Annotated in this window: 19 protein-coding genes; 16 read left to right on the top strand and 3 right to left on the bottom strand. The window is 43.4% G+C overall.

What is annotated here, in order from left to right:
* Positions 1-77 precede the first annotated feature (77 nt).
* The gene (locus tag ABHC48_RS07960) at positions 78-2,489 is read right to left on the bottom strand and encodes a glycoside hydrolase family 3 protein (protein WP_272066935.1); all 2,412 of its coding nucleotides are present in this window, start codon (positions 2,487-2,489) and stop codon (positions 78-80) included.
* Positions 2,490-2,785: 296 nt separating this feature from the next.
* Here ABHC48_RS07960 and ABHC48_RS07955 point away from each other — a divergent pair, with 296 nt between their 5' ends.
* Positions 2,786-3,724, top strand: a complete 939-nt coding sequence (locus ABHC48_RS07955) for an AraC family transcriptional regulator (RefSeq protein WP_272066934.1) — start codon at positions 2,786-2,788, stop codon at positions 3,722-3,724.
* 73 nt (positions 3,725-3,797) lie between these two features.
* Here the strand turns inward: ABHC48_RS07955 and ABHC48_RS07950 are convergent, their stop codons facing one another.
* Entirely contained in the window at positions 3,798-4,538 is a 741-nt protein-coding gene (locus ABHC48_RS07950; protein WP_272066933.1) for a lysophospholipid acyltransferase family protein, read from the bottom strand.
* A gap of 202 nt (positions 4,539-4,740) precedes the next feature.
* On the opposite strand from ABHC48_RS07950, the gene ABHC48_RS07945 reads away from it, so the two are divergent.
* The 9 genes from ABHC48_RS07945 to ABHC48_RS07905 all read left to right on the top strand — a co-directional run bounded on the left by ABHC48_RS07945 (position 4,741) and on the right by ABHC48_RS07905 (position 13,768).
* Complete coding sequence (locus ABHC48_RS07945; protein WP_118577599.1) at positions 4,741-5,187, top strand: protease complex subunit PrcB family protein; 447 nt, start codon at positions 4,741-4,743, stop codon at positions 5,185-5,187.
* Positions 5,188-5,216: 29 nt separating this feature from the next.
* Positions 5,217-6,773 (top strand): SPOCS domain-containing protein, encoded by a 1,557-nt coding sequence (locus ABHC48_RS07940; RefSeq protein ID WP_173734781.1) that lies wholly within the window; start codon positions 5,217-5,219, stop codon positions 6,771-6,773.
* A 241-nt stretch (positions 6,774-7,014) separates the two neighbouring features.
* Positions 7,015-7,869 carry a 4-(cytidine 5'-diphospho)-2-C-methyl-D-erythritol kinase gene (gene ispE, locus ABHC48_RS07935; RefSeq protein WP_173734780.1) on the top strand — a complete coding sequence of 285 codons (855 nt, stop codon included), beginning with the start codon at positions 7,015-7,017 and terminating at the stop codon, positions 7,867-7,869.
* A 15-nt stretch (positions 7,870-7,884) separates the two neighbouring features.
* Entirely contained in the window at positions 7,885-8,559 is a 675-nt protein-coding gene (locus ABHC48_RS07930; protein ID WP_118577596.1) for a GntR family transcriptional regulator, read from the top strand.
* Positions 8,560-8,783: 224 nt separating this feature from the next.
* Entirely contained in the window at positions 8,784-10,298 is a 1,515-nt protein-coding gene (locus ABHC48_RS07925) for a spore germination protein (RefSeq protein WP_334285682.1), read from the top strand.
* A 9-nt stretch (positions 10,299-10,307) separates the two neighbouring features.
* Complete coding sequence (locus tag ABHC48_RS07920) at positions 10,308-11,972, top strand: GerAB/ArcD/ProY family transporter (RefSeq protein WP_195699796.1); 1,665 nt, start codon at positions 10,308-10,310, stop codon at positions 11,970-11,972.
* Positions 11,973-12,134: 162 nt separating this feature from the next.
* The gene (locus ABHC48_RS07915; protein WP_118577594.1) at positions 12,135-12,362 is read left to right on the top strand and encodes a hypothetical protein; all 228 of its coding nucleotides are present in this window, start codon (positions 12,135-12,137) and stop codon (positions 12,360-12,362) included.
* Between the two features lie 113 nt (positions 12,363-12,475).
* The gene (gene murI / locus ABHC48_RS07910; protein WP_118577593.1) at positions 12,476-13,297 is read left to right on the top strand and encodes a glutamate racemase; all 822 of its coding nucleotides are present in this window, start codon (positions 12,476-12,478) and stop codon (positions 13,295-13,297) included.
* Between the two features lie 24 nt (positions 13,298-13,321).
* Positions 13,322-13,768: a DUF1934 domain-containing protein gene (locus ABHC48_RS07905; protein ID WP_118577592.1), complete on the top strand. Its 447-nt coding sequence runs from the start codon at positions 13,322-13,324 to the stop codon at positions 13,766-13,768.
* A 365-nt stretch (positions 13,769-14,133) separates the two neighbouring features.
* Here the strand turns inward: ABHC48_RS07905 and ABHC48_RS07900 are convergent, their stop codons facing one another.
* The gene (locus ABHC48_RS07900) at positions 14,134-15,180 is read right to left on the bottom strand and encodes a Fic family protein (RefSeq protein ID WP_187565225.1); all 1,047 of its coding nucleotides are present in this window, start codon (positions 15,178-15,180) and stop codon (positions 14,134-14,136) included.
* Between the two features lie 290 nt (positions 15,181-15,470).
* Between ABHC48_RS07900 and ABHC48_RS07895 the strand changes: the two genes are divergently transcribed.
* From ABHC48_RS07895 to ABHC48_RS07870, 6 genes are all read left to right on the top strand, one after another.
* Complete coding sequence (locus tag ABHC48_RS07895) at positions 15,471-17,411, top strand: amylo-alpha-1,6-glucosidase (RefSeq protein ID WP_195699795.1); 1,941 nt, start codon at positions 15,471-15,473, stop codon at positions 17,409-17,411.
* Between the two features lie 153 nt (positions 17,412-17,564).
* Entirely contained in the window at positions 17,565-20,075 is a 2,511-nt protein-coding gene (locus tag ABHC48_RS07890) for a glycoside hydrolase family 2 TIM barrel-domain containing protein (RefSeq protein WP_243284537.1), read from the top strand.
* 42 nt (positions 20,076-20,117) lie between these two features.
* The gene (locus ABHC48_RS07885; RefSeq protein WP_195699794.1) at positions 20,118-21,158 is read left to right on the top strand and encodes an alpha/beta hydrolase; all 1,041 of its coding nucleotides are present in this window, start codon (positions 20,118-20,120) and stop codon (positions 21,156-21,158) included.
* A 327-nt stretch (positions 21,159-21,485) separates the two neighbouring features.
* Positions 21,486-24,863, top strand: coding sequence for an EAL domain-containing protein (locus tag ABHC48_RS07880; protein WP_195699793.1), 3,378 nt, complete (start codon positions 21,486-21,488; stop codon positions 24,861-24,863).
* Between the two features lie 286 nt (positions 24,864-25,149).
* The gene (locus ABHC48_RS07875) at positions 25,150-25,458 is read left to right on the top strand and encodes a nucleotidyltransferase domain-containing protein (protein ID WP_226814871.1); all 309 of its coding nucleotides are present in this window, start codon (positions 25,150-25,152) and stop codon (positions 25,456-25,458) included.
* Positions 25,430-25,834, top strand: coding sequence for an HI0074 family nucleotidyltransferase substrate-binding subunit (locus ABHC48_RS07870; protein WP_118577587.1), 405 nt, complete (start codon positions 25,430-25,432; stop codon positions 25,832-25,834). Before ABHC48_RS07875 ends, ABHC48_RS07870 begins: the two co-directional genes overlap by 29 nt.
* Positions 25,835-25,878: the final 44 nt, after the last annotated feature.

The raw sequence follows: 25,878 nt of genomic DNA, 5'->3' as shown, positions 1-25,878 counted from the left end.
TGTTTTTGTGAATATGAATATGTGTAATCTTATGAAATGAGTATCAAAAGGTCTTTTGGCACTGGTATCATCTTATATCAGTCAATCTTCAGAATCAGCTCCAGCACCCGTCTTGCACAGTGCTCTAATTCCGGGCGGCCAAGCTGTCCCATTTCCATGGCCTTTTTCACACGCTCGGGGAAACCGGTTCCCATTTTTACGTCATTTCCGGCCTTGATTTCTTTGTAATGTTCAGCTCTTGTCCACCAGTCGGTTGTAACCATGCCCTTGAAGCCCCACTCGCCGCGGAGAACATCTTCCAGAAGCTCGCGATTCTCAGAAGCGCGGTGACCATTGATTGCATTGTAGGAGGACATGATGGTCCATGGCTGTGCCTCTTTTACAATGATCTCGAAACCTTTCAGATAGATCTCACGAAGTGCACGCTCGGAAACACGGGAATCGCTGTGCTTTCTGTTGGTCTCTTTGTTATTTGCTGCGAAATGCTTCACAGAAGCTGCAATGTGCTGGGACTGGATACCTTTTACCATAGCTGCGCCCATCTTTCCGGCAATCAGCGGATCCTCGGAATAGTACTCGAAGTTTCTTCCGCAAAGAGGATTTCTGTGGATATTTACTGCTGGGGTAAGCCATACAGCAAGATTGTTCTCCTTCACTTCTTCGGCACCAGCCTGTCCAACCTGCTGAACAAGAGCCGGGTTCCAGGTGCATGCAAGAAGTGTCGCGCAAGGCCATGCTGTTGTGTTCATGCTGCATTCCCCGCTGATACGAAGTCCGGCTGGACCGTCTGCTGTCATAATGGATGGAACGCCGTAATCCGGAAGATTTCCAAAACCGAAGGTATTGGAAACACCTACGTTTGGCTGTCCTCCAAGAAGATGAATCAGATCGTCATCGCTTAACTGTGCCATAAAATCATCCAGGGAAAGCCTGCCTTCTGCTACATCAATAAACTGCTTTCTGCCAAAGTTGTCGAAAAGTGTGCCACGTGCACAGCAGCGGACTGCAGGGGTAATACCTTCCTCAGTGCCCGGCTCCATTTTCTCAAATACGCATTCGTTCATGTCATTGCATGCAGACTGTGGAAGCTCCTCAAAACTGCCGTCAGAGAGCATACGCTCTTTCAGGCTGGTTGGAACAAGATGAGCTGTCAGCTGCTTTGTGATTACATTTTCAGCCAGTTCCATTGTCAGGATGCTCTCCTTAGTGTCGCGCACAGAAGTTCCAATATAGAACTTATAAGTACCTTTTTCCAGAATATATGCGGATTTCTTGATTTTTCCAAGGTCATCGTAGGAAGCCATGTCAGCCTTTGCAAAGGAAAGGCGGATCTGCTGTGTCTCGCCCGGCTGAAGAAGACGGGTTTTTGCAAAAGCGGCAAGCTGGCGGGCTGGTTTTTTCAGAAGTCCCTGTGGAGCTTCGAAATAAATCTGGACAACTTCTTTTCCAGCCAGGTTACCGGTGTTGGTTACCTGAACCTCAGCGAAAATCTGATCCTCTGTTTCCCACATAGCGATGGTGTCCAGGCCAAAGGTGGTGTAGGAAAGTCCATATCCAAATGGATAGATTACTTTTTTTTGTGCCCCTGGAAGAGTTTCAAAATAGCGGTAGCCTACATAAATATCTTCCGTATAGTTTACATAATCAAAAGACTCATGGAAGTTGGCAGTGGATGGATAATCATTTACGTCTGCGGCAAAAGTGTCAGCCAGCTTACCGGAAGGATTTCCTTTGCCGGTGAGAAGCTCCGCCATGGCAAGTCCGCCTTCCATGCCTCCTTGCCATCCAAGAAGAGCGGAGGAAATCCGGTCGTCATTTTTTACCCAGGAAAGATCCATGATTCCGCCGATGTTGAGAACTACCACGATATCATCGAAGCGTTCTTTTACCATGGAAAGCATTTCTTTCTCACGGGCAGTGAGATAGAAGTCGCCATCCGGGAAAATTTCGCCGGAAATTTTCGGCATGGTGGTTTCCGTATCCCATGGATTAAATTCGTTGTTGCATTCAATACTGGAACGGTCCCAGCCTTCGCCGGAGAAACGGCTGATCACAACAACAGCAACGTCAGCAAATGCTTTTGCGCCGTCAGCAAGTTCTGGGGAAAGCTCTGGCTCTATCGTCATTCCTGGTGCGGCACCCTTTTCATACTGGTGCTGGATATCGGTGCGGTAAAATGCGGATAATGGCTCATAGATCTGAACGGCGCCTTCCTGCATTTTCAGCCCGTCGTAAAGGTTGTGTACATAAGAAACCATAACATCGCCGCTTCCGCCGCCTCCTTTTACATAATCGAAGCTGCCCTTGCCGAAAAGGGCGATGCGTGTGCCCTCAGCAAGAGGAAGCAGATAATTCTCATTTTTTAAAAGAACCATACCTTCCTTGGCGGCTTCTTTGGAAAGAAGGATATGTTCTTTGCTTGCGGTAACACGGCCGCTTTCCTTAAGGGGAAGGTTTGGCTGGAATTTAACTCTGGTCCATTTGTTCATTGTGGGATGTCCTCCTGTAGATAAATTTATAATTAGAAAGTTTTTTTCGTGTAGTTGCCTTGATATTGCTATTGTACTGGAAAAAGCGGTGGTGTACTAGATGGTTTATTGCTTCTTTTATAGGTCTTTCTTGATATTATAGATGAAATATTATATATTATCATAAAGAATAAATGGTATATTTTGATTTTGAACCTGTAGCATAAATGTTGTATTTTGATTTTAAACCTGCAGCATAAGTGTTGCGTATTATGGAAGTCGGGAAATTTGAGTGAAAAAAGAAGGTGAGGCATACTATGAGAGCGGAATATGAAAACGTGCTGGATGATCATTTGGGGAAAATCCACTTTACATATGTAAATACCTGGGATGAACTGTTACCGGCGCACTGGCATGAGCATTTGGAAATTATTTATGTGCTTGGCGGCGAGATTACAGCATCTATTAATGATGTGAGTTATGAGTTGGAAAAAGGGGATATTTTTCTGGTAAATTCCAATGATATCCATTATACCTACACGCATGAGGATGCCAGGTATTATCTTTTACAGATCCCGCCGGTTCATCTGGAAAGAATTTCTGCAAAGTGGAAGGGACTGAAATTTCAGGAGCTTATAAGGTCGAAATCAGCTGACGCATGTGTTCAGGGAGAACAACTGGAGAATGTGCAGGGAAAGGGACTTGTGGAGATGAGGGAGAATCGAAAGTCTACAAATCGGGCTGATGATCTGTATGATCAGTTGAGAGACGTATTTCGGAAAATTGCAGGCTTTTATGAAGAAAAAAAAGAAGGCTATCATCTTCTGGTGCTTTCTGCTGTTTACCGTTTACTTTATTTTCTTTATACAGAAGGAATCAGGAGTGAGGAAGATACAGAAACCGCTCACGGCACTCTGCGAGACTTGGAGCGGATGAAGTTATGCATGGAATTTGTCCGGGAACATTATGGGGAAAGAATTTCCCTTGCCGATGCTGCAGGGCTTTTGGCCATTACACCAGAGCATTTCTGTCGCCTTTTTCGCAAATATACAGGACAGACCTTCCTGGCTTATGTAAATCAGATCCGCATGGAGCATTTCCACACAGATCTTCTGGAGACAGATAAAAATATAACATTTCTTCTGGATAAAAACGGGATTACCAATTACAAAGGTTTTTTGCGAAAATTCAAGGAGGATTATGGGGAATCGCCGAAGGAAGTAAGGAGAAAACAGCTGGGAAAAAAGCAGGAATGATTTTTCCGGAGGGTTCTGAAAATAACAAGCAGGACAGCCTGAAGGTCTGTTCTGCTTGTTGGAAGCTGACGCATTATAACTGCGCTTTATTTTTTACCAGCATTTCATGAATGATATTCTGTGTATAAGCACCCAGATGTTTTTTGTCCTCTTTTTCCAGCTGGTCTATGTAGATTGGTTTGCCATATTCCAGGATAACGTGGGTTTTCTTAACTCTTGGAAAATGGTTTTCCCAGATATCAGCGGAGCCGCTGATCGCCATCGGGATGATCGGACAGTTTGTCTTTGCGGCAATTTTGAAGCTGCCCTCATGGAATGGAAGCATGTCCAGTTCATCTTCATTTTTGTTTCGTGTACCCTCTGGGAAAATGCAGATGGAAATGCCGGATTTCACTTTCTCAATAGCAGTGAGAATGGTTTTCAGTCCCTGCTTCAGGTCATTACGGTCAAGAAACAGGCAGTGAAGACGTTTCATCCAGGTAGAAAGCAGAGGAACCTTTTCCATCTCTTTTTTTGCGATATAGCCGGTACGGATGGGGCAGCGTGGATAAGTGAGCGGTACATCAAAAAAGCTTCTGTGATTTCCGATATAAAGAACCGGCACATCAGTTGGTACATTTTCCTCTCCGATAACAGTCAGCTTCACACCGGATATCCATAGGATAAAACGAAATACTGCCTGAACGATCCGAAGAGAGCTGATTTCCTTTGCCATAGGATTGAATTTGCCGATGATCCATTCTACAAAGAGAATGGGAATGGATAAAATCAGGAATCCAACCACTACGATCACGCATAAAATAAAACGAATCATATGATTTTCCTTTCTTTGATCTGTGCCTCATGCGTAGGAAGCATGTTTTGGCATATTGTTTATGTCTATTATATGTAATTTGAAAAATTCTTGCAATAAATCTTTTTTATTCCTCATACAATAAAATAAATGGAGATTGCTGTTTGCTGTGTTTAAAGGCTGAGCATCAGATGAACAGCAACGAGACATCTGAGGTGGCAGAATGAAAAAAACAAAAGCAGTTCTTCTGGGAGTAATTTTGTGGTCACTGCTTTTGATCAGTGGATGCAATTTTATCCGCATTGAGGAAGAGCCGCGGAAGCCTCTGGAGTATTCCATTGTAAAAAATGAAGAGATACCGGCAGAACTGGCTGCCCTGATACAGGAGAAAAAGAAGAATGAATTTCAGCTGACCTATCAATGTGAAAAAGACCTGTTTCTTGTAAAAGGATACGGGGAGCAAATGAGCGGAGGTTACAGTATTTCCGTGGAAGAACTGGGGTGGACTTCCCAGGCTGTTTTTTTCCGGACAATGCTGCTGGGGCCATCAGACGAGAAAATAACGATCAGTCCGCCTTCCTATCCTTACATCGTGGTGAAGACGGAATACCGAAAAGAACCTGTGATTTTTGAACGCTTTACTGAAAAAAGCGAAAATGATGCAATATAGCAGTCTGGTGAAAAAAGGAGTGGAAAATCGTGGAATTAAGAAAAGAAAGTGTGCAGATGCTTCAGATAAAAAGCCGTGCAGCCAGCCAGGTAACGTTTGATACAGATTATAATGTACCAGATGCAAAGCCGGATGTGGGCCGACTGATCCAGAACAAGGGTGACGTTTCCATGGATGAAGTGCGTCTTAGCGAAGGAAAGGCATTTATCAGCGGAAACCTGAACGTGGATATTCTCTATGTGGGGGAAGAAAACCAGAAGGTGAGCAGTCTGGGGGCAAAACTGCCTTTTGATGAGACTTTGAACCTGGAAGGGATTGCAAGTGGGGATAAAATGTGCCTGAAGTGGGAGATTGAGGATCTCAGCGTGCACATGATTCATTCCCGAAAACTAAACATAAAAGCAATTGTCACCTTTTATGCAGTGGTAGATGAAATGGCAGGGATTCAGCTTCCGGTGGAAATCAGTGAGGAGGGAATTTCAGTAAAAAGGAAGAAAGTCCGTTTAATGAGTCTTATGGTACATAAAAAGGACACTATGCGGATTAAGGATGAAGTGACTTTAGTGTCCAATAAACCGAACATTGAACAGCTTTTGTGGTATACCATCGATGTCCGTGGAATGGATCTGCGTCCAGAGGATAATGTGGTGAAGGCAAGAGGGGAGCTGTCAGTTTTTGTCCTGTATTCGGGAGAAGATGAGGAAAATCCGCTTCAGTGGGCAGAGTATGTGCTTCCGTTTAATACGGAAGTGGAGTGTACTGGTTGTATGGGAGAGATGATTCCAAATATTGGCTTTTCCGTTATGCATCAGAGCATTGAAGTAAAACCGGATTCCGATGGGGAAGAACGGGTAATGAGTGTAGACACGGTGCTGGAACTGGACATGAAGCTTTACCGCGAAGAAGAGCATGACCTGATTCTGGATGTGTACTCGCCTTTGAAAGAATGCATTCCTCAGGGAAAAGAGATGTGTCTGGAAAGCCTCCTGGTACGGAATGACTCCAAATGCCGCGTATCTGACCGTATTGAACTGAAGGAAAGCCAGGGGAAAATCCTGCAGATCTGTCACAGCCAGGGACGTGTAAAGGTTGAGAAAACGAAAATTGTAGAAAATGGAATCCAGGCTGATGGAATTGTATTTATGAAAATTCTGTATATTACAGGAAATGATGAAATGCCATTCTATTCTGTTGATGGAATGATCCCTTTTTCCCATATAATTGAGGCAAACGGGATCAACGAGGACAGTATCTTTTTTCTGCAGGCAGATCTGGAACAGCTGTCAACGTCTATGATCGACAGCAATGAGATTGAGGTGAAGGCTGTGATCAGTCTCAATGTGCTGGTGCTTCAGTGTGAAAACCGGATGATCATAAGCAAAGTGGAGGAGCGTCCCCTTGATATGGAGAAAATCCAGGCAATGCCGGGAATCACGGTGTATGTGGTGAAAAATGGGGATTCTATGTGGGATATTGCGAAAAGATTTTATACTACAGTGGAGGAAATCTGTGAGCTGAATGAACTGGAAGAGGACAGAGTTGTGCCTGGAATGCCGCTGCTGTTGGTGAAGAAGGTGGAAGGGTAAGGCTGCTTTCTGTTTACTGCATATATTTGGAGAAAACCTTTTCAAACATGCTCTGGTCACGTTGTGGACAGTAACGATATATATAGAATGAGAAATTTCCTCGCATAAATGTATTGAAAAAAATACAAAAATATTTTACAATAAAAGCATTGATAAAATTGTATACAAAGTACAAAGAAACTGCTGCTCTTAGAGCCTGCCAGAGGTTTTATGTGAGCGGCAGCTACAAGCGGAGGAAATTATGCGTTTACGTGCACTTGCAAAGATAAATCTGGGACTTGACGTGGTTGGAAAACGTGATGACGGATATCACGAAGTCCGTATGATCATGCAGACCATACAGATGTATGACGTGCTTGAAATTGAGAAAAAAAAGGAGCCGGGAATTGTCCTTACCACGAACATTCCTTACGTTCCTACTGACGAGCGGAATCTTGTATATAAAGCGGCGAAAATGTTAATGGATGAGTTTGATATAAAAGAGGGGCTTACCATGAATCTGGAGAAGTTTATCCCGGTAGCAGCCGGCATGGCTGGTGGAAGCTCTGATGCGGCAGCTGCTTTTGTTGGAGTGAACCGCCTGTTTGGACTGGGACTTTCTGAGGAAGAGCTGATGAAGCGTGCTGTGAAGGTTGGAGCTGATGTTCCTTATTGTGTGATGCGCGGAACTGCTCTTGCAGAGGGAATCGGGGAGAAGCTGACCAGACTTCCCAGAGTACCTCACTGCTATGTTCTGGTGGGAAAACCAGGAGTAAATGTTTCAACCAAGACTGCTTATGAGAACCTGAAACTGGACGATCCTGCTGTGGTTCATCCGGATATCGATGGTATGGTGACAGCTGTCAGAAATGGTGATCTTGATGGAATGATTTCCAGAATGGGAAATGTATTTGAACCGGGAATTATCAGCAAATATCCTGTGATCCAGGAAATCAAAGATCTGATGGAGAGCAACGGAGCACGTAAGGCCATGATGAGCGGAAGTGGTCCTACTGTATTTGGCATTTTTGATGATAAGGAGAAAATGGATCGGGCAGCAGCTGTTCTCAGGGAGAGCAGACTTGCGAAGACTGTTTTTGCCACAGATGTTTTTTAGCGGAGGAAAATACAAATGACAAGTGATTTTACAGTGCATATGGATGAGTATCTTCCACTTAGGGAGGTCGTTTTTAACACATTGCGTCAGGCAATCCTGAAGGGAGAACTGAAGCCGGGCGAAAGACTTATGGAGATTGCCCTTGCGGAGAAGCTTGGGGTGAGCAGAACTCCTATCCGGGAGGCCATGCGTAAGCTGGAACTGGAAGGGCTGGTTGTGATGATCCCGAGACGTGGAGCCCAGGTTGCCAATATTACAGAGAAGGATCTGAATGACGTTCTGGAGGTCAGGATCACTCTGGAAAATATGGCCATTGAGAAGGCCTGTGCTAATATGACAGATGCGGATATCCGGAAGCTGGAGCAGGCGGCTGAGGTTTTCCAGACCAGTACGGCGGAAGGCGACCTGGTAAAGATGGCTGAGGCGGATGTGAATTTCCATGAGGTAATTTATGAAGCTGCTGATAATAAAAGACTGATGCAGGTTCTGAATAATCTTCGCGAGCAGATCTACAGATATCGTGTAGAATATTTGAAAGAGGATGAGTCCAGAAACCGTCTGGTGAAAGAGCATGAGAAAATTACCAGGGCGATTAAGGAACGGGACGTGAAAGCGGCACAGGAGCTGTCTTTTGAACATCTGGAAAATCAGCGGATGGGAATTATTCAGGCGATTCGGGCAGAAGAGTAAACTGAGTGGTTTTCTGGGAGCGGAGCGGGCACATCCTGCCCGCGTTCCTCTTTTTGGGAAGTTGAGAGAAAATGAATATAATTGTTTTTATGGGAGATACTGGGAGAGATAACCAGTGTCTTTTTTTGTGTAATAGGAAATTTCATTGGAATTCCCTATTACACAAAAAGCCCTACCGGGCAGGATTTTCTTTTGTTGCCTGAAAATGGAAAAGAGGAGCAGTGTTGGATAAAAATGATAATATTGTTATGATTTCAAAGGATATTCGAGCAAATGAACGGTATATAAGAGAACGCCTGGCAGATTGTGGAGATATTCAGATCCGGAAGATGCGGCTGGGGGATGAGCGGAAGGTTGACTGCCTGATGGTCTATATTGAGGTAGCGACTTCCAATATGATGCTGGAAGACTCTGCCATTGGAAAAATGGTGGGGCATTTCTGGGAGATTTCACCTGGGGAAATGCAGGAATTTGTGGAGTATAACAGTCTGGGAATTGCGGATGTAAAGAAGCTGACTGACATGGAGCAGGTGTTCGCAGGGCTGCTTGCCGGAAATGCGGTTTTCTTTATGGACGGATTTGACCAGGCCATGAAAATTTCCAGTGCCGGTTATCCAAGCATGGGCGTAACAGAAGTGGAGATGGAGAAGGTTCTGAGAGGTTCCAGGGAAGGCTTCTCTGATTCTGTGAAAATAAATTCCGCGTTGATCCGGAAGCGGCTTCGGGATACCAGATTAAAGGTAGTGGAATTTTATATTGGGGAGAGATCACATACACTGGTCCAGATGGTGTATATGGAAGATCTGGTGCAGGAGGAATTTCTGGAGCAGGTGAAAGAGCGGCTTGGAGAGTTTCGAATAGATGGAATCCTGGACAGTGGAATGCTGGAACAGCTGACGGAGGATTCCTGGTTATCCCCTTTTCCGCAGTATCAGACTACGGAAAGACCAGATCGTGCAGCGCAGGAAATTTTAAATGGAAAAGCAGTGCTTCTCTGTGACAATTCTCCGTCAGCGCTTATTTTGCCAGGGATTTTTCACAGCTTTATGGAAAGCAGCGAGGACTGGTATAACCGATTTGAAATGGCATCATTTCTTCGAATACTGCGCTATGTGGCACTGGCAGCTGCTACATTGCTGCCGGGACTTTATCTTGCAGTGATCCGGTTTCACACGCAGATTCTTCCCACGAACATGCTTCTGTCCTTTGCCCAGGCAAGAGAAGGCGTGCCATTTTCCAGCATTGCGGAGCTTGTTCTGCTGGAGTTATCCTTTGAACTGATTCGGGAGGCTGGTGTACGGATTCCGGGAGCGCTGGGAAATGCTATGGGAATTGTGGGAGGACTGATCGTGGGATCTGCTGCTGTGGAAGCGAATCTTGTAAGCCCGATCGTGGTCATGGTTGTGGCAATCACGGCACTTGGTTCTCTTGCAATCCCAAATGAAGAATTTGCCTCGGCATTTCGGATGCTTAAATATTTCTTTTTGTTTTTGGGAGGATATCTGGGGATTTTTGGAATTGTGACAGGAGTATATCTGACAGTATCACATCTGGCAGGACTTCTCAGCTTTGGAGTTCCATACCTGTCGCCCTTTGTCAAACAAAGTACGGATAATGGGACTGGAAGCAAAATTGTGAGAGTGCCATTTAAAAAGAGATGGAGGCGCTCTCCATATGCCAGAAAAAATGAGCGAGTGAGACTGCAAAAAATCCGCAATAAGAACAGGAAGGAAAGGTAACCGAAGTAAATGAAATTTGCAGAAAATAATCGAATCTCCCAGCGGCAGCTCTACAGGCAGATTGTGATTGCGTTTATTGCACCATTAATATTATGCCTTTTCGAAAACAGAAAAACTCTGGGGCTTGGTGGGCTGGCAGGGACTGCAGCAGCCCTTGCAGCTGTGCTGTTTTATGTGATTTTCCTCATCCGTCTTCGTTATGCTTTTGCCAGGCCCTGCAAAACAGCCGGTGTGGTGTGGGGACGGCTGACAGCGTTGTTTTTTCTTATATACTGTATTTTTGGAGCCGCATTTCTTTTGAACCTTCTGGGAGAAATTGTTGCAGTTAGTCTGGGAACAGGTATAGGAAAAAAATGGCTATGTCTGATCACATTGCTGGTTTGCAGTCTGGGCACGCAAAAGGGGATTCAGAGACGAGGCAGAATGGGAGAAGTGTCAGGAGGCGTGGTACTTGCAGCGGTTATGCTTATGTTAGTCCTGGCTGTGGGACAGGGAAAATGGGAGTATTTTCAGGAAATGGTATGGAATTCCTCTTTCTCAGGAAGAAAAATTATGGAAAGTGGATATGATGTGATATGTGCATTTTCCGGATTGGGGCTGCTTCCCTTTGCATTGGACAGTGTAGGAAACAGTAAAGATACAGGGAAAACTGTAAGTTTTGCCGTTTTTACCCTGGGAATTTTGCTTATTCTGACGGAATTGCTGCTTCCTTCAGTATTTGGATGGGGGCGCCTGAAATATGAAAGCTGCCCGATTTTGCCGCTTCTGGCAGGTGCGGAGCTTCCAGGGAATGTATTGGCAAGATTTGATGTCCTCTGGATGGGATTTCTTTTATACAGCCTTTTATTTTCTATTGGAAGTTTTCTGCATTATGGTCATTTAATTGTGGAAAAAGCAGATATGGGAACTGGAAAGCTGTGGATATCTATTCTGGTTTTTGCCGGAGCCGTGTGGGATATTGAAAGATGGGGAATCCGGAATAGTTTTCCATTATATTTGAAATATATTTTTGTGCCCGGAATGCTGGTGCTTCAGATTATTTTTTTTATGACAGGCAAAAAGAAGTGGAAAAAGAAGCTTGCCGTAGCGTGTGTCAGTGCATTGTTTCTGTTAGCCGGCTGTGGTGGTGTGGAACCGGAGAAACGCATGTATCCGCTTGCACTTGGAGCCGATATTACAGAGGGGAAATATCTGCTGACTTACGGAATTCCGGATCTTCCAAAATCTACAGGACAGGAAAAAGACGGGGAAGACCAGGGGAATGCTGCTCCGTCGATTCAGGGAGAAACTTTCCGTGAGATTGAAAATATATACAGCCGGACACAGGAAAAATATCTGGATATGGGACATCTGGAAATTCTGGTTCTTGGAGAGAGTCTGTTGGATGGAGGGCGTTGGGAGCAGGTTCTTGAGTATCTGAAGCAGGAGCCGACTATAGGTGAAAATGTTTATGTGTTTCGCTGTGCTGCGGCATCTGAAGCAGTAGCCTGGGTAAGCCCTCAGGACGTTTCTCTGGGAGAGTATCTTCTTGGGCTGCTGGAAAATAATCCAAATGGAAGCCCGGGACAGGCAGTAACGCTTCGTGAGGTTTATCATGAGTTTTATGAACGTGGTGCTTTGTCTGAATTGCCAGAACTGAAAATTTATGGAAAGGAATTGGAAGTGAAATTTTAGCCGAATCAGGTAAGTACCAGGGCGTGCAGATTGCGGGAATGATTTTTCAAACAGGCTCCAGAGCGGCTATGAAAAGCAATAAGCAACTAGTGGGTATGAATGTGATTATTCCAGGCTGGGACAGGGAATACTTTTGTTAAGAAAAATATGGGAGGTACTTTTATGCTTTGTCTGAGAAAAAACAAATATCATATAGCGGCAGCACTTCTGACAGCTGTATTACTTTGCCCATGCAGTGAAAATTTTAATAAAACTTCCAACCTTCTTGCATGGTGGGGAACTATTTATCCCCAGTTCTGTTTTATGGAAGCACCGAGGACGGAGAACGGTCAGAAAGCAGAGCCAAGATTTCATTTCTGGATTGTGGATACACTTAACGCTTTGATGTAGTACAAGCACTTAACGCTTTGATGTAGTACAAGCACTTGCACCGCCGCTCCTTTGGTGTTAAAATGAAATACAGATTGCAAATATCGCTTGACTATGAATTTGGAGATAGATAAATGAAAATAGACAGAGATGCGCCTGTTGGTGTGTTTGATTCCGGTATTGGCGGACTTACTGTGGCAAGGGAGATTATGCGGAATCTTCCAGCAGAGAAAATCGTGTATTTCGGCGATACTGCCAGAGTTCCATATGGCAGCAAATCCAGAGAGACTATTATAGGATATTCCCGTCAGATAATCCGTTTCCTGAAAGAGCAGAAGGTGAAGGCGATTGTGGTGGCCTGTAATACAGCCAGTGCGTTTGCCCTGGAGGCAGTTCAGGAAGAATTTGACATTCCCATTCTTGGAGTGATTGAAGCCGGTGCCAAGGTAGCTGCGCAGGTTACCAGAAATAAACGGGTGGGAATCATCGGTACAGAAGGTACTGTTGGAAGTGGAATCCACGCGGAGGTTCTGAAAAAGATCGATCCGGAGATTACAGTGATTGGAAAGCCATGTCCCTTATTTGTACCGTTGGTAGAGGAAGGCTGGACTCATGATCCGGTGACAGTGGAAGTTGCAAGCAGATATCTGAGGGAACTACAGGAAAAAGATATTGATACACTGATCCTTGGCTGTACCCATTATCCACTGCTCCGTTCTACCATCGGACAGATCATGGGAGAGGGGGTTACTTTGGTGAACCCGGCGTACGAGACGGCACTGGAGCTTGGCAGACTTCTGAAAGAGCAGGATATGCAGAGCACCGGACAGGGACAGTCTGATTTCCCATATCGTTTCTATGTGAGCGATCTGGCAGAGAAATTCAAGGGCTTTGCCAATTCGATTCTGCCATTTGATGTGGAGAAAACGCAGAAGATTGATATTGAGAAATATTGAAAAAGAGAAAGAAATGGAAAAACAATGGAAAAAGAAGTTTTAATTCACGTAAAAGGTTTACATATGATGGACACACCAGAAGGTGATGAGCCAATCGAGATTGTGGTTCCGGGAGAGTATTATTTCCGCAACGGTAGTCATTATCTTCGCTATGAAGAAATGCTGGATGAGCAGGGAGATCCTACTGTAAATTATATCAAGATATCCTCCAGGGGAATGGAAGTCCGAAAAAAAGGACAGGTAAATACACATATGGTTTTCGAGCAGGGAAAGCGTAATATGGCATTTTATACCACCCCATTCGGAACTCTTGAAATGGGAATTTCAGCGACGAATCTGGAATTGGAAGAAAGTGACGGGCAAATTGCCATGAAAGTGAATTATTCTCTAGACCTGAATCAGGAGCATGTGGCAGATTGCTGTCTGGATATTCAGGCGCAGGGGAAGAATACAACTGGGTTTGTGTTGTAGGAACTGTTGGGTAGAAGCATTACAGAAATTAATTTTAACAAGAAGACAGCAGGCGTTCGTTTGTTAGAATGAACTCCTGCTGTTTTTTTTATTGTTATTTGAATCGGTAGCAGTGGACGAATCTGGTATTGGAATCAATATTTTCAGATGAAACCAGTGGTCACTGGCGCTGACATGCACGGCATTCATGAATTTGAAAAGGGTTCCATCGATGACGCTGGTTATGGTAATCCCATGTTTCTGGCAATATATGGTTTTCATTTTTTATGTAATGATGTAAACAAAAAAGGTGCGACTTAAAAGTTTGTTTTTAAGCTGCGCCTTCTTTGTTTGTATAAAAATCAGAACGTTCTGCGCGTGGTAGATTAATTTAACCTGAAATAGCACGTGCTTTTTCCGCGCCCTTCTTTTTTTAATTCACCAGCCGTAACCAGCTTGCGTAAGGCACTTTCGATGGAACTGTCACTGAGTGTAGGACAGAATTCGCGAATATCCTGTTTGGTAAAACGTCCGATTTTATTTTTGCTGGCACGCCGTACCATTTCAAGGGAAGAAAGTTTGGTTTCCACAAGCGCTACACGGTCTTCAAAGTCTTTATATGCTGCCAGGATTGTTCCAAGAATATATTTGATAAAAGGCAAGACATTTTCCGTCCCTTCATGCCATCCGGTTTGTGATTCTGCAAGGGCATGATAGTAGAGATCTTTATTTTGGGCAATCTTAGATTCAAGAGAAATATATTTGCCAACATAGAATCCATTTCGATACAAGAGTAACGTGGTCAGCAATCTGCTCATTCTTCCATTTCCATCGTTGAAGGGATGGATACAAAGGAAGTCATGGATAAAGACTGGAATTGCGATTAGTGGTTCTACTTCCATATTTCCGATTATCCGGTTATACTCTTCACAGATTTTATCCAGAGCTTCTGGTGTCTCATATGGGGAAAGTGGTGTAAACAATGTTTCAACATGACCGTCTGGGTATGTGGCACTAATGTAGTTTTGTACAGTTTTTGTGTGACCGGCAATTGGATTGTTCATGTGACTATAAAGTATTTTGTGAAGCTGCAGGATATAATTCTGGGTGATCGGAATAGCATCAAAACTTTCATGTATAATATTTAACACGTCACGATATCCAGCTATTTCCTGCTCATCACGATTTTTGGGGGTTGTCTTTTCTTCGACGAGTTGGCGGATTCGTGTATTTGTAGTGACTATGCCTTCAATGGCATTTGATGCTTCTGTGCTTTGAACTTTAGCGATTTCTACAAGCTTTTCAAGTTCTTCGGGGCGTTGTTTCAGGTATAATTCCTGTTTACCAGCTTCTTTATATATTGCAGCAACGAGCCCGAGGATGTCTGAATCCCATTTTTGCTCTTTGAGTGAGGAGTAATTAAAGATTCTCATTTCGCACCTCCTATCTTTTTCCCTTAAATAATACCATAAAATAAGGGAAAGAACAATAAAATAAGGAAAAATTCCCTTAATATTATATCACAAATAAGGGAATAATATTCAGACAAGCTTTTTGAGTGATACGAAAGCGTAATCTGTAGCTTTTTAAACGTGGGATGTTGTGGACTATTGGGAAAATTCATTTTATACTATAGTTAAATTATGAGTAGATTTACAAGAAATGAGAATTGGTTATTGTTCAAAGATTGTGAACAGCAATAATTTACGGGAGGAAAACGGAAATGGAAAATACATTTTGGATCTGGTATCCGGGAGATTTTGAATTATATCATGCCATGAAGCAGAATTTCAGCCGTGTGGAGAGAGGTTTTGGATGGCCGGCATTTTGGAAGAGTGAGGGCTTCCGCAACCGTGTGGCTTTCCGCCGGACTTATGAATTGGAGCAGGAGACCAGTTTTACTGTATTTTCCAATGCGATTGGTCATGTGCTTGTAACCAGGGAGAATGGGGAGAAGAAATATCCATTTGGAAAGAAGATTACAGTAGCACCTGGAAAGGTGCGGATCTCTATTCATGCAGGCTGTGTGGAGGCATTTCCTTGCGCTTATGTGCAGGGTGAGGTGATCCATTCTGATAAAACATGGAAGGCAGAGGATTATTCCCAGCCATTAGTGCCGGTTGGAGTGTGTAAGTATTTTACCAAGCCGGGACAGAATCCTACTGTGTGGGAATATACAGAAAAAGAGTGCAAGCCGGTGAAAATCAGCGAGATAAACGGTGGCGTGCTGGCAGAGTTTGAGACGGAACTGACGGCGGCGGTTTATGTGAAAAGTAAACGCAGTAATTGTGTTGACAGTACAAGCGAAGATGAGGATTTAGAGGTTTTTTGCGGTGAATCTGAGGACGAAGCTCTTGACCTTGAGCACTGCTACTACAGCTGGCAGCCGAATCCGGTTACAAATCGATGCCCATGCTGTGCAGTCCGTTTTGCATTCATTCCGAATTGCAAAGCCGAAGATGTGGAAATCACAGCATTCTATCAGTATGTAGATTTCCCGAAACGCGCTTCCTTTAAGTGTAATGATGAGAAACTAAATAAAATCTGGGAGGTGGCGGAGCATACCTTCCGTCTTTGCAGCGGTATCTTTTTCCTGGATGGGGTGAAACGTGACAAATGGATCTGGTCCGGAGACGCCTACCAGAGCTTTTTTGTAAATCAGTATCTGCTGGCAGATCCTGATATTGACCAGAGAACTCTTCTGGCACTTCGTGGAAATGATCCTATGACAAGACATATCAATACCATCATGGACTATTCTCTGTTCTGGATCCTGGGCGTGCTTTATCATTATGAGGCATATGGTGACCTGGAATTTGTCCGCCAGGTTTATCCGAAAATGTGCTCCCTTATGGAGTTCTGTGAGGGTCAGCTGGATGAAAACGGATTTCTTGTAGGTCGTGAAAATGACTGGATCTACATTGACTGGGCTGATATGGATAAGACTGGCGCCCTTTGTGCAGAGCAGATGCTGTTCGCAGCATGCTGGCAGACCATGGCGAAAGTGAGTGCGGCTCTTGGAGAAGAAAATCCGGAATACATGGAGAAATATGAAAAACTGATCGGGCAGATCCGTAAATTCTACTGGGATCAGGAGAAAGGCGCATTTATTAATTCCTTTGAATCCGGTAAGAGAAATGTGACCCGTCATGCCAATATTTTTGCAATTCTTTTTCACATTGCAACACAAGAAGAGCAGGAGAAAATTCTGGCAAATGTAATTAAGAATAATGCAATTCCGGCAATTACAACTCCATATTTCAACTTCTTTGAACTGGATATGCTCTGCCAGACCGGAAATCTGGAATTTGTACTAAATAAGATTCGCAATTACTGGGGCGGTATGCTGGATCGCGGTGCAGTTACCTTCTGGGAAGAATTTGACCCGGAGGCACCAGTAGAAACCCAGTACGACATGTACGGTGACCGCTTCGGAAAAAGCCTCTGCCATGCCTGGGCTGCCAGCCCGATCTATTTCCTGGCGAAGTATTTCATGGGGCTGAAATTTACCGGAGTTGGTGGAAAAGAGTTTGTGGTAGAACCGCATACTGAGTTTTTTGACAGCTTTGATTGTACATTGCCTGTTGCTGAGGGACAGGTACATATTGTGTGGGATGGAAACGAGCTGAAGGTGGAGAAGACAGCTCACAGACTTGATTTATAAAGTTCTGTGGGCTGTTATTAGCGTTAAAAAAAGGACTGTTCACGCTAATTCTTCCACAGAGATAGGAAAAAGCAGTAAACTGTTAACAGTTTGAGAATGCCGAAAAAGTAGTTGGTTTAAGGACAGAGATTTCAGAAAGGAGCAGTTTACTGTATGCAGAAAATTGATTTTAACAAGGATTGGATATGCAGGTGTCTTACCCGGGATGAGGCTGCTTATCCGGTGACTTTGCCACATGATGCAATGCTGAGTGAGCCGCGTACTCAGGAGAGTACCGGCGAGGGAAATATTGGATGGTATATTGGTGGGGATTACGAATATACCAAGAATTTCTTTGTGCCAGAGGAGTATAAAGATAAGAAAGTCCTCATTGAATTTGAGGGGATTTACCACAATGGTGAAGTTTACATAAATGGGAAAAAGGCGGCTTACCGTCCTTATGGTTATACCAATTTTTATGTGGATACAGAGGGCTTTTTCCAGTATGGAAAAGAGAATGAGATTAAAGTCATTGCGCGCAATGCTGACCAGCCAAACAGCCGCTGGTATTCAGGAACCGGTATTTACCGTCCGGCTTATCTGTATGTTGGGGAAGAAAAACATATTCCGGTAAACGGTGTGAAAATCCGTACTTTAAGCTATGATCCGGCGAGAATTGAGGTCGTTGTGAAAACTTCTTCGCCGGGAGAGGTTTCCCTGAAGATTGAGTTTGAGGGCTCTAAAGTACTTAGAGTAATTGGTGAAAGTACAAAAATAGGAAATGTAAACAATGACAAAATAATATCATCAGATAATAAAAACATGCAGCCAAATGAATCAGTACAGACTGGAAAAAATGGTCAGAAGAGTGAATTGGCGCAGGTGGAAGCGGAAAAAAATAATCAGGAAGCAGCATACCAGGCCATCTTCCAGCTGGATATTCCAAACGCAAAGCTCTGGGATACAGAGCACCCGAATCTCTATACCTGTAAAGCAATTTTCGGTGAAGACGAAGTAACTGAAACTTTCGGAATCCGTGAATTGATCTGGAATCCGCAGGTAGGAATGACCATTAACGGAGAGCGTGTGATTCTTCGCGGTGCATGCTTTCATCACGATAATGGCGTGCTTGGTGCATGTACGTATCCGGAAGCAGAAGAACGTAAAATGCGTATTCTCAAAGAAAATGGATACAATGCAGTCCGCTCTGCACATTATCCTTGCTCTAAGGCACTTCTGGATGCCTGTGACCGTGTGGGAATGCTGATGATGGATGAATATGTAGATGTGTGGTACATTCATAAGACTAAATATGACTATGCCGGACAGCTTGCGGACTGGTGGAAACAGGATTTAAAAGACATGGTTGACAAGGATTACAACCATCCAAGTGTGATTATGTACTCCACAGGAAATGAGGTTGCAGAGACCGCCCAGAAGAAGGGAATTGCCCTCACCGGCGATATGACAAACTACCTTCACAGCTTGGATTCCACCCGTCCTGTTACCTGCGGAATCAACATTTTCTTCAATTTCTTAAGCTCCATAGGACTTGGCGTTTACAGTGATGACAAGGCAGAAAAGACAGCTGCTTCCAAGCCGGAAAAGAAGAAAAAGCCGGTAGGAAGCGAGTTCTATAATACTCTTGCCTGTCTGGTTGGAGACTACTTTATGAAGTGTGGTGCCACCCTTTATCCATGCGATTTAAGGACGAAGGATGCCTACGCAAACATGGATATCGCAGGTTATAATTACGGTATTTTCCGCTACAAACATGACCTGAAAAAGTACCCGAACCGTCTGATTCTGGGAAGTGAAACCTTCTGTAAGGATGCGTATAGTTTTTGGGAAATTGCCAAAAAAAACAAACGGATTATCGGTGATTTTGTGTGGGCAGGATGGGATTATATCGGAGAAGTCGGGGATGGTGCAGCAGAGTATTCTGACTATAAATTTGAAGATCCAGCCACGAGAATGACAGGTGGAAACGGGCGAATTGACCTGAATGGAAAGCCGCGTGCAGAGGCTGCATATACCCGAGTTGCTTTTGAAAGAGAGACAGGTCCGTTTATTGCAGTTGATCCTGTTTACCAGAAAGAGAAGCTTCGTCTTACCGGCTGGCAGCTGACAAAGGCTCTGGAAAGCTGGGCATGGGATGGCTGTAACGGAGAACCGGCGAAGGTAGAAGTTTATGCAAGGGCTGCACAGGTTGAGTTGTTTATCAATGGCAAAAGTGCTGGTAAAAAGAAAGTGAAAAAATGCCGTGCAAACTTTAATATCACCTATCAGAATGGGGAGATAACGGCGGTTTCTTACGATGAAAACGGAAGAGAAATCAACCGTTATTCATTACATACAGCAGGAAAAGAAACGGTTCTTCAGGTGCGCCCAGAGGAGAAAACCGTGAAACCGGAGGGCCTTGCATTTATTCAACTGCAATACACAGATAGCAAGGGAATCTGGAAACCAATGGAGAAACATAACATAAAAGTAACAGTAGAAAATGGTGTCCTGAAGGGACTCGGAAGCCCGGCTCCTTATGTAAAAGGGAATTATACTGACCATACTGTGGCGACTTATTATGGTGAGGCAATGGCAGTTGTACAGGCAGATGGAAACGGACCGGTGAAGGTTACCGTGGCAGATGAAGAACGGTTTTATGTGGTGGAAATTCCATGTGAATGAAGTGAAAGACCTATGATTTAAGGTGGAAAAGAGGTTGAAAAAATGAAGAAAAAAGGTTTTATCATAGGTGGAATCTGTCTTGCTGCTATAGTTGGTATTCTCGGTTACAATCATGAAGCTGTTCGTGTGGTTTTTCATAATGTATACTCTCCATCAGTGAAATTAGATGATTCTTCCAAATGGAATGGTGGAAAAGCTTATGAGAAGCTGCCATATTCTGAGGCTTCCGAAAATGATTATCTGGATCTGTATGTGCCAGACAGTGAAGAACCTATGCCGTTGATCATATTGGTACATGGGGGCGGCTTCGTATACAATGACAGCCAGTCCCGTCAGGCGCAGCTGATGTACCACTATTTCCGCGATCATGGATATGCATGTGCATCCGTTAACTATCGTCTTGCCCAGGAAGCAGCCTTTCCGGCAGGAGTGGAAGATGTGAAATCAGCGATCCGTTTTCTTCGTGCAAATGCAGAGAAATATGGATACGATCCGGAGCGTTTCGCAATCTGGGGAGAGTCAGCTGGGGGGTATTTATCAGTGATCTGTGGCGCTTCCAATGATGAGGAATTTAATAGTGTTCCATTTATCGGAGAAGATGAGAACCATCCTGTTTCCAGTGAAGTTCAGGTGATTCTGGACTATTACGGCTGTATGGAATTCGGAACTATGGAAGATGATTACAGGGAGCTGAGGATTCCAAAAATTGTCCGCTGGGCGGCCAGCCTGTGGCTTCAGGGGGCAATTAAAGATACCGGCTACGAGGATGTGGAATCTTATTGGATGCGCAAGGATGTAAAAGCTCTTACTGAGGATGAGAAAAACAACTATAGTCCATTGTATTATATTGAGAAAAATCTTACGAAGGAAAACAGCCCGGATATATTGATCTGGCATGGTGATGCGGATTTAAATGTTCCGTATCTGCAGTCTGAGAGACTGAATGCGCTGCTGACAAGAACCGTTGGGGCAGATAAGGTGGAATTTAAGCTTTTTCATAATTATAAGCATGCGGCAGATCAGCTGTATAGTGATGAAAATCTGGGAATCCTGAAAGAATATCTGGATGAGAAATTTGCATAAGGGAAGTCGCATACATTAATATGAGCGTGATTACCGGAGAATCGGCAGACACATAAGCTGACAGAAACGAAGAAAATATCTGGCACAGGGCAGAATTGCCCCGTCAGATATTTTTTTGCCCTCAAATAAAAAGGTTTTAACAAAATCTGTCAAAACCTTGAAAAAGCTAAATGGGTTTGATATGCTGTCTATGTATATCTTTTGATGAGTTGTAAGTCATTGTTTACAGGTAATATTCTGTGCGGGTAAATTTTGCACAGAATTGCAGCACAAGGTGATCATTGTGCACTTAGTGAGCAGTGCTATTTTATGTAGTAGGGAGAAACTATGAAAATAGAAAAAAAACTATGGATCACCCTGTTCGTATTTGGATTGTTTGCAATTGGTTTTTCAGGTTGGATATTCAGTCAGAGTACAGCCAGGGAAAAATTGCTCTGGGATAATACGATTAGGTTTGAAACAAAAAAACTGACAGATGGAGAAATCAAATCAGAGAATATTGCTCTGCCCGAAGACTTCGATGATCCCAGATCAATCTTATTTAAAACCACACACACCATTGCAGAAGTGTGGCTGGACGGAGAAAAAATATACGAATACGGAAATGAAGAAGATGCTCCCAGCTTTATGAAGTCACCGGGAAGCTGCTGGCACATTGTGAATATTCCGGAAGACAGCGCTGGTAAAAGTCTTGAGGTCAGAATTATTCCAGTATATGACAACTATTATGGAAATGAAGTCAGCATTGTATACGGAACACGAGGCAATTGCGTTCTGAAAATTTTAATGGACAGCTTTAAAACCCTGTTACTCAGCTGCGGGATTCTGTTTGCAAGTATCATCTGCCTGCTGCTTTATTTGGGAGCAGTGCGAAGAAAAAGAAGAGACAAGACAGAAACGAAGATAGAGGTCTTTTTAAACCTTGGATTTTTCTCATTGCTGATTGCAGTATGGACACTGGCACAATGTGGATTCCTGCAGTTTTTGATTCCGGATGGAAGAACTTTGTATTTTGTAGATTATTTTTCATTCTTCCTTTTCCCGGTACCCTTTAATTTTCTGCTATATGATACCTGCAAAAGCAGATACCACAAAGGTGCATTGATTTTTCCCATTCTTTATCTTGCGAATATGGCAGCTGACGTTCTGCTTCAGTGTACGGGAATTATTGATATATTCCGGCTGCTTCCCGCAACCCATGTTATTATGGTTGCCAATGCAGTTTACACAGTTGCCCTCATTCTTTACGAGGCCAGAAAAGAAGGCAACGATGAAGCCAAGAAATTCCAGTATCCTATGTGTGTGCTCATAGTATTCGGAATGGCAGAAATGTTCCTTTATTATTTGAGGAAATTTCAACAGACATCCATTTTGCTTCCCATAGGAACCCTGCTGTTTATCATTATGCTGATCTGGATCCAGGTTTCCCAATATTACGATCAATACATCCAGAAACAAAAGGTGATCTATCTGCAGAAAATAGCCAACATGGATATGCTCACAGAGGCCATGAACCGAAACGCTTACGAGGACATGGTGAAATATCTGGAGGAAAGTGATATTAAACTTCGTACAACAGGTGTAGTTCTGTTTGATCTGGATAATCTGAAAGTGATCAATGACAATTTTGGGCATGAAAAGGGAGACGAAGCGCTGAAGCTATGCTATCAGGGTATCAGTCAGGCATTTCAGAATGTAAAGAACTGTTTTCGGATTGGCGGCGATGAGTTTGCATATGTATATCATAGCGATGAGAAGGATATGATTCCGGAACGGCTGAAGGCGCTGGAGCTGATTTTGAAAAAAACAGCGGAAACGAACAAGCTGGAGTATCCACTCAGCATGTCAGCCGGATATGCTTATTATCAGCCTGATATAGATTTTGACTTTAAAGATATTGTAAGACGAAGTGATACCATGCTGTACCGTCAGAAGCGCAGAAAGAAGGTGGCACGGTCAGCAGGTCTGGACAATCTGCTCTCCCGTATGAGTAAGCAGTCGACAGAGGAGATCACAGATGAGGTGATCCTGCAGGAGAAAAAGTTTCAGAGCATGTCTGTGGATGAGCTTTGCAGTGTGATCGATCTTCTTAGTCCGACTACAGATAATTACCCATATGTGGTTGACTTTCGGTCGGATTTTTATTACATAGCAAATCAGGCTCTTGAACGCTTCTGTATTCCCCAAAATGGTTTTCATAATGTAATTTCGAAGCATAAGGAATTTGTATATGCACCGGATTATGAAAAACTGAAAGCGGAATTTGATGATCTTCTGGAAACAGACCGCTGCACCCATAGCATGGAATATCGTTGGCTGGATCTGAAAAAAAAGCCGATCTGGATTCATTGCAAAGGGTATCTGGTCCGTGACGATAACATGAAACCTCTTTACATGATTGGTTGTGTGAACGAAATTGGAAAGAGACAGAAGGCAGATAATGTAAGCGGACTATTGGGAGAGTCTGGTTTCCGGGAGTATATGAACCAGCTGGATACTCCTTTGGAGACAGGATATCTGCTTCGTATAGGAATCGATCATTTTAAGGAAATCAATGATAACTTCGGACAGGAGTACGGTGACTTTGTACTTAAGAAAACGGCGGAGTGTATTTCAGGCTGTACATCAGAAGGACAGAAGGTGTACAAGCTTGTGGCAGATGAATTTCTGATTCTGGATGTTGCTTCTGACGAAGCGAAGGATGCGGATAAGCTTTATGATAAAGTGAGAGAGGCAATAGACAGATTTATTGAAACCAATGAATTTAAAGTCATGTATACGGTTTCAGGAGGAATTGTACCATTTGCGGCATTAAAGGGAAATCAGTGTTCAGAAGCATTGAAGCTGACGGATTTTGCCCTGAATGAGGCGAAGAAGCTGGGAAGAAACCGTTGTTATATATTTAATGGGGAAACCTACAGAAAATTTCTTCGGAAAAGGGAGATCACCCAGGAACTGCGGGAAGCTGTAATTAATGGATTTCAGGGCTTTACAGCTTTTTACCAGCCTGTATTTGCTGAAGACAAAAAAGTGCCTTATGGAGCAGAAGCTTTAATGCGTTTTACCTCTGAAAAATTCGGAATGATTTCACCGGCGGAGTTCATTCCCATTCTGGAAGAAACAGGTCTGATTATTCCTGCTGGCCGCTGGATGATGAAAGAGGCTATGGGAAAATGCAGTGAGATCAGGAAGATACTTTCAGGGTTCCGGATGAGTATTAATATTTCCCAGGTACAGGCCTCTAAGTCTGATGTGATTCAGGATATCAGTGCAGAAATGAAAAGGACAGGGCTGCCGCTGGAAGCGGTGATCGTGGAATTGACAGAGAGCGATCTTCTGGAACAAAATATAAATGAGAAGCATTTTCTCACAGAACTGAAGCGAATGGGAATCAGTCTGGCGCTGGATGACTTTGGAACCGGCTACTCGAACTTCCATTATCTCAGCGAGCTGAAACCAGAGATCATTAAGATCGACCGTTCTTTCACTGCGAAAGCAGTTGCAGATGAGCAGGAATATTATCTTCTGAATCAGTTTTGCACCATGATTCATAATCTGGATATGAAGATTTGTATCGAAGGTATAGAAAGTGCCCAGGAATGGCTCAAAATCCGAAAGCTGTGCCCGGAATTCACACAGGGATATTTCTGGGGGAAGCCTTGTGGGTATGAAGAGTTTGTGAGAAAATTTGTACAAGAAAAATAAGAGAAATCCGGTACAAAGTGTATAAAAATGCTTTGTGCCGGATTCTTTTTATGTGTGTATAAAATAATCTGCTACAGCACATAAAATTAAAAAAATGTAAAATACAAAAGTTTTAAAAATACATTTTAAAAACTTGAAAAAATATCAGTGATAAGCAGTTAGGAAATGAGTGAGAAAATGGAAAAAATGATAGAGATAATTTGATACTGGATGTTGATGGCAATAAATTAGATAGATTTTGCAAATTGACGTTGCGTGGGATTTAACCTATAATGAAATTAGTTTTATGAGTGAAATGGGGGAAACTATGCGCGTTGATGAGGTCATGACAGAAATTATACAACGGTGCAGATTGTATGGGGCACAGAAGATAATTCTGTATGGATCCCGGGCAAAGGGAACTGCGACAGAGCGGAGCGATATTGACATTGCAGTGTCTGGAGTCGCTTCACACGAAATTCTTGATTTGCAGGAGAATTTAGAAGAGATTCCAACATTGTACACAATTGATCTGGTTGATCTTGATACTTGTCAGAATCAGCTGTTGTTGGAGGATATAAAACAATATGGACGAGAAATTTATAAGAAGATTTGAGTCGTTTAGAAATTCACTGGACTCTCTGGCGGAGGCGAAACAGCGTGATTTGTCAGATTCTTTTGTACTTAGTGGAACCAGTGCTAAATTCAGTATTACATTTGACTTGGCGTGGAAGGTTATGAAAGATATTCTGGTACAGTATTATGCAATAACTGGATTTGTCACTGGCTCACCAAGAGAAGTTCTCAGAGAATCATTTCAGGCGAATCTGATTACTGGTGATGAGTGGATGGATATGCTGAAAGTAAGAAATCAGCTTGCACACGACTATGATGGAGTGATTGTGAAAGAACATTGCGGGACAATTGTTCATGTGTATATTGATAAATTATATGATTTCAAAAAGGCTGTTGAAAAATTGCTGAAAGAATAATACATCGACCGGGGCATGCCCGGTCGGTTGTTTTTAGGGAGTTT

It is taken from the genome of Ruminococcus sp. 1001136sp1 (genome assembly GCF_039841815.1).
In the GTDB taxonomy this organism is placed as follows: Bacteria; Bacillota; Clostridia; order Lachnospirales; family Lachnospiraceae; genus Blautia_A; species Blautia_A faecis.
Note: the sequence above shows the minus strand (reverse complement) of the source record. Positions and strands in the feature narration are given on the sequence as shown.

What these genes read in the sequence shown, in the direction of transcription:
- ABHC48_RS07960 (WP_272066935.1), bottom strand. Translation starts at nt 2,489, where the DNA reads ATGAACAAATGGACCAGAGTTAAATTCCAGCCAAACCTTCCCCTTAAG.
- ABHC48_RS07955 (WP_272066934.1), top strand. Translation starts at nt 2,786, where the DNA reads ATGAGAGCGGAATATGAAAACGTGCTGGATGATCATTTGGGGAAAATC.
- ABHC48_RS07950 (WP_272066933.1), bottom strand. Translation starts at nt 4,538, where the DNA reads ATGATTCGTTTTATTTTATGCGTGATCGTAGTGGTTGGATTCCTGATT.
- ABHC48_RS07945 (WP_118577599.1), top strand. Translation starts at nt 4,741, where the DNA reads ATGAAAAAAACAAAAGCAGTTCTTCTGGGAGTAATTTTGTGGTCACTG.
- ispE (WP_173734780.1), top strand. Translation starts at nt 7,015, where the DNA reads ATGCGTTTACGTGCACTTGCAAAGATAAATCTGGGACTTGACGTGGTT.
- ABHC48_RS07930 (WP_118577596.1), top strand. Translation starts at nt 7,885, where the DNA reads ATGACAAGTGATTTTACAGTGCATATGGATGAGTATCTTCCACTTAGG.
- ABHC48_RS07920 (WP_195699796.1), top strand. Translation starts at nt 10,308, where the DNA reads ATGAAATTTGCAGAAAATAATCGAATCTCCCAGCGGCAGCTCTACAGG.
- ABHC48_RS07915 (WP_118577594.1), top strand. Translation starts at nt 12,135, where the DNA reads ATGCTTTGTCTGAGAAAAAACAAATATCATATAGCGGCAGCACTTCTG.
- murI (WP_118577593.1), top strand. Translation starts at nt 12,476, where the DNA reads ATGAAAATAGACAGAGATGCGCCTGTTGGTGTGTTTGATTCCGGTATT.
- ABHC48_RS07905 (WP_118577592.1), top strand. Translation starts at nt 13,322, where the DNA reads ATGGAAAAAGAAGTTTTAATTCACGTAAAAGGTTTACATATGATGGAC.
- ABHC48_RS07900 (WP_187565225.1), bottom strand. Translation starts at nt 15,180, where the DNA reads ATGAGAATCTTTAATTACTCCTCACTCAAAGAGCAAAAATGGGATTCA.
- ABHC48_RS07895 (WP_195699795.1), top strand. Translation starts at nt 15,471, where the DNA reads ATGGAAAATACATTTTGGATCTGGTATCCGGGAGATTTTGAATTATAT.
- ABHC48_RS07890 (WP_243284537.1), top strand. Translation starts at nt 17,565, where the DNA reads ATGCAGAAAATTGATTTTAACAAGGATTGGATATGCAGGTGTCTTACC.
- ABHC48_RS07885 (WP_195699794.1), top strand. Translation starts at nt 20,118, where the DNA reads ATGAAGAAAAAAGGTTTTATCATAGGTGGAATCTGTCTTGCTGCTATA.
- ABHC48_RS07880 (WP_195699793.1), top strand. Translation starts at nt 21,486, where the DNA reads ATGAAAATAGAAAAAAAACTATGGATCACCCTGTTCGTATTTGGATTG.
- ABHC48_RS07875 (WP_226814871.1), top strand. Translation starts at nt 25,150, where the DNA reads ATGAGTGAAATGGGGGAAACTATGCGCGTTGATGAGGTCATGACAGAA.
- ABHC48_RS07870 (WP_118577587.1), top strand. Translation starts at nt 25,430, where the DNA reads ATGGACGAGAAATTTATAAGAAGATTTGAGTCGTTTAGAAATTCACTG.